Source organism: Rathayibacter tanaceti (assembly GCF_001634385.1).
Classification (GTDB): Bacteria; Actinomycetota; Actinomycetes; order Actinomycetales; family Microbacteriaceae; genus Rathayibacter; species Rathayibacter tanaceti.
Map to the genome: position 1 here is coordinate 1 of NZ_LIIN01000253.1, position 1,445 is coordinate 1,445.

Below are 1,445 nucleotides of genomic sequence, written 5' to 3' on the forward strand. Positions count from 1 at the left end.
TTTCGAGGCTCATCGCAATCCAGGGTGTAGCCGGGGCCTGAAGCCGCCGGCTTCGAGCAGTGATCGGGTGATGTAGTTGGTCAGGTTGCGAAAGCCCAGGGCGGAGCCGCGGAGGTGTTCGAGGCGGCCGTTGATCGCTTCGGTCGGCCCGTTGCTGGTGCCAGGGCGGTCGAAGTAGGCGAGAACATCCGCAGTGCGGGCTTTCATCGTCCGGCCGAGGGTGACGAGCTCTTTCAGGGCCCGTGGGACGCCGCTGCTGATTGAGTCGATCAGGGTTTGCATTGCGGTTTTACCGCTGGCCCGGTCGGGGTCGCGGTAGGCCGCGATCATGCGTTGGTAGATCCCCCAGGTCGCTTCGACCTCAACGTGGTCGTCGGCGGCGAAGACTGCTTCGAGGCGGGCGCGTTTTTTGTCGGTGAGGAGGTTCGCGCCGGTGTGCAGGGTGCGCCGGGCGGAGTAAAGCGGGTCGCCGGAGCGGCCGCGGTGCCCCATCGTGGCTTGTTGGATGCGTTGCCGGCAGCGGTCCAGGGCGTCGCCGGCGAGCCGGACGACGTGGAAGGGATCCATCACGGGGACTGCGTCGGGCAGCTCTTCCGCGGCGGCGGTCTTGAAGCCGGTGAAGCCGTCCATCGCGACGACCTCCACTCCGGCGCGCCAGGTGTCCGCACGGTCAGAGAGCCACCGCTTGAACACGGCCTTCGAACGCCCCTCGACCATGTCCAACAGCCTGGCTGGGCCCGACTCGGCGCGGATCGGGGTGAGATCGATGATCACGGTGACGTACTTCTCACCGTGGCGGGTGTGACGCCAGACATGCTCGTCGACCCCGATCGTGGTGACCCCATCGAACCGGGTCGGGTCATCGATCAGGATCCGTCGCCCTTCGGTGAGGATGGCGTCGTTCGCGGTGTGCCAGGACACTCCAAGCCCGGCTGCGACGCGGGCGACGGTGAGGTGGCCAACGACGAGGCCCTCCAACGCCCACCGCAGCCCGCGGCGGGAGATCTTCGCTCGAGGTTCTGCCGCCGCGGTGGTGTCTTGCCGCCAGATCCGGTCGCAGCCGGTGCAGCGGTAGCGGCGCACGCGGATCAGCAGGATCGTGGGACGCCAACCGAGCGGCTCGTGCGCGAGACGCCGCGTGACCGTGTCACGCGCGACGCCCAGCGCGCCGCACTTCTGACACCACCGATCGGCGTCGACGACGCGGCACTCCAGCACCGCCCGGTCGGGTTCCAGGCGCTGGCCAACAGCACGCAGACCAAGCTCGTCGAGGCGGCAAAAGGTCGTGAGGTCAGGGTCAGTGAAGGTAGCGTGGGGCATGTCGAGGTCTTCCGGACGGTGAGTGTGAGAACTTCCATCTTGGGAAGACCTCGACCTCGTTTCCGACTCCGACGCGCCAACCTCACACCCGTACGGCTACACCGTCAAATGCGATGAGCCGGTTT

Annotated in this window: 1 protein-coding gene; it reads right to left on the reverse strand. The window is 67.2% G+C overall.

What is annotated here, in order from left to right:
- Positions 1-9 precede the first annotated feature (9 nt).
- Positions 10-1,320 carry an ISL3 family transposase gene (locus tag ACH61_RS15440; protein WP_068213761.1) on the reverse strand — a complete coding sequence of 437 codons (1,311 nt, stop codon included), beginning with the start codon at positions 1,318-1,320 and terminating at the stop codon, positions 10-12.
- Positions 1,321-1,445 lie beyond the last annotated feature (125 nt).

What these genes read in the sequence shown, in the direction of transcription:
- ACH61_RS15440 (WP_068213761.1), bottom strand. Translation starts at nt 1,320, where the DNA reads ATGCCCCACGCTACCTTCACTGACCCTGACCTCACGACCTTTTGCCGC.